The sequence below is a fragment of the Bacillus sp. P4_D3 genome (assembly GCF_056401855.1).
Genome location: NZ_JBFUIN010000427.1, coordinates 1 through 2,646, shown reverse-complemented (window position 1 = coordinate 2,646; position 2,646 = coordinate 1). Strand labels below are relative to the sequence as shown.

3 protein-coding genes and 1 pseudogene are annotated in these 2,646 nt (G+C 34.6%); all 4 read left to right on the top strand.

All coding sequences use genetic code 11. The features are described 5' to 3' along the window. Positions 1-149 (top strand): annotated as a pseudogene (locus AC1DTM_RS22200) (nucleotidyltransferase domain-containing protein); the annotation flags it as partial. Between the two features lie 15 nt (positions 150-164). Beyond that, the gene (locus tag AC1DTM_RS22195) at positions 165-710 is read left to right on the top strand and encodes a GNAT family N-acetyltransferase (protein WP_477000892.1); all 546 of its coding nucleotides are present in this window, start codon (positions 165-167) and stop codon (positions 708-710) included. A 33-nt stretch (positions 711-743) separates the two neighbouring features. Continuing rightward, entirely contained in the window at positions 744-1,244 is a 501-nt protein-coding gene (locus AC1DTM_RS22190; RefSeq protein ID WP_477000891.1) for an N-acetyltransferase family protein, read from the top strand. An 86-nt stretch (positions 1,245-1,330) separates the two neighbouring features. Continuing rightward, positions 1,331-2,269, top strand: coding sequence for a DMT family transporter (locus AC1DTM_RS22185; protein ID WP_002161423.1), 939 nt, complete (start codon positions 1,331-1,333; stop codon positions 2,267-2,269). Positions 2,270-2,646: the final 377 nt, after the last annotated feature.

Sequence of the window (2,646 nt, the reverse complement as noted above, 5' to 3'; positions counted from 1 at the left end):
GGTATGACGAGCAATATGCAGAACATTTTGTAGCGGCTTTTGATCATTTTTATAAAACAGAGGAGAAAAATGAATTAATTACTTTTGTAGAAAGCACGCTAGATCAATACGGAGGAAGAATGTTCGAAGGCTTTTCTATAGGGAAATGAGAAGGGGATAGCAAAGTGAATATACCATTCGTTCAATTAAGAGAATTGACACTAGACAATGTAGAAGATCGATATCAATGGTCATTAGATACAGAAGTAACAAAGCATTTAGTTGTACCAAATCAATATCCACCGTTCACTCGTGAAGATACGAGAAGGTGGATTGAAGCATGCATAAGTCGACAGAATGGTTATGAACAACGAGCTATCGTTACAAAGGAAGGTATACACATTGGATGGGTAGACCTAAAAAACTTTGATAATACAAATAAAAATGCCGAACTAGGGATTGCAATTGGAAATAAAGAATATTGGGGTAAAGGATATGGAATGGCAGCTCTATACAGTATGTTACAAATCGGCTTTTCTGAATTCCAATTAGAAAAAGTTTGGCTACGAGTAGACGAAGATAATTTACAAGCTAGAAAGAGTTATGAAAAAGCTGGATTTGTTTGTGAAGGAATAATGAGAAATGATCGATTACGTCAAGGTAAGTTCATTCATCGCTATCGTTATAGTATGTTAAAAGAAGAATATCAATCTTTATTCAATAGTCTATAAAAATATTATGTAAACTTAAAGGGGATGGGGAAAATGATTCGATTACTTACTAAAGAAGATGCGGAGCAATATTGGGACTTACGTTTACAAGCCTTACAAGTAAATCCAGAGGCATTTGTAACAACTTATGAAGAAGCGGTGCGGCAAGAAAATCCTCTTGAGCGAGTTGCAAGTAATTTAACATCTAATGCTAGCTGTACATTTGKTGCTTTTAATGAAGAAAATCAATTAATTGGAGTTGTCACTTTACTAACAGAAGAGAAAGAGGCGTATAAGCATAAAGGTCATATCGTTGCGATGTATGTAGATGCACAAAATAGACGTAATGGACTGGCACGTGAGTTAATTGCAAATGCAATTCAAAGAGCGAGAGAAATAAAACTAGAGCAATTAAAATTAGGTGTTGTATCCACAAACGAACCAGCAAAAAAATTATACGGATCAATGGGATTTAAAACTTATGGAATTGAAAAGAGAGCTTTAAAAATGAATGGTGTATATAGTGATGACGAATATATGGTGTTGTTTCTTTAAAGACTACATGTATAACGAAAATTAAGAATTTTAATTATATTCATTACGTTATATAGTAGAAGAAAAATTATATAAGGGGTTTTACGATGAAAGCTATTGCAATAGGGATATTGGCATCGTTTTTCTTTGCCTTTACCTTTGTGTTAAACCGGTCGATGGACTTAGAAGGTGGAAGTTGGATTTGGAGTGCATCATTACGGTATTACTTTATGGTCCCGATGCTATTACTTATTGTCATGTATAGAGGGAACTTAAAACAACTCTTTCAATATATGAAAAACAATCCGAAAGAATGGTTGTTATGGAGTATTGTTGGATTTGGTCTCTTTTATGCACCGCTTAGTTTCGCGGGTGCGTTTGGACCGGGGTGGCTCGTTGCTTCAACTTGGCAAATTACGATAGTCGCAGGGATTTTATTAACACCATTTTTCGCGGTAGACCCATTACATAAAAAACTTCCGATGAAGGAATTAGTAATGTCAGGTATTATTTTATTCGGTGTTGTTCTCATGCAAGTAGAACACGCTTCTTCTTTAGGGATTCGTGAAACTGTTTTATGTGTAGTTCCTGTACTCATTGCAGCGTTTGCGTATCCACTTGGAAATAGAAAAATGATGCAAGTATGTAAGGGCGAATTAGATGTCTTCCAACGAGTTCTCGGTATGACATTAGCAAGTTTACCATTTTGGTTTTTACTTTCTGGTTACGAAGTATCTACAAGCGGTTTACCGTCAAGTAGTCAAGTTTTTCAATGTTTTATCGTTGCGATTAGTTCAGGTTTAATTGCGACAGTATTATTCTTCTATGCGACAGATCTTGTAAAAGATGATCCGCAAAAATTAGCAACAGTCGAAGCGACACAGTCTGGTGAAGTTTTATTTGCGTTAGTAGGAGAGCTTATCTGGTTATCTGCTCCAATCCCGTCTTCTTTATCGTGGATTGGAATGAGCCTCGTTATTGTCGGAATGATATTGCATAGTTATGTAGCTGTAGTTGTGAAAAAAGAAGAAAAAATAACAGCGTAGCGTAAAAAGGGGCTGTCCCAAAAGTTTAATCTTTTTGTTAAGATAACGATAGTAAATGAAATTATATCGAACACAATTCACATTATATCGACTTAACGACAAAATATAACAAAACCTATTACTAAAAGAAAGCCGTCCCAGAATACTTTTTGGACGGCTTCTTTTTTACTTTTACATATCTCATGAAAACACTATTATTCTCTTAATTATTTTTCAAACTACTAGTAATTTGATTTTCCATATCAGGTAATGTAGTTTCTAAGGAAGTATCATTTAATAAGTTTGCTTCGCCTGAATTATATTTATTATTAGAATGAGAAGCCGGTTTGTTTAGTTTGTGATCATACTTTTCAGTATACCGTTTTACTTTGTTATTC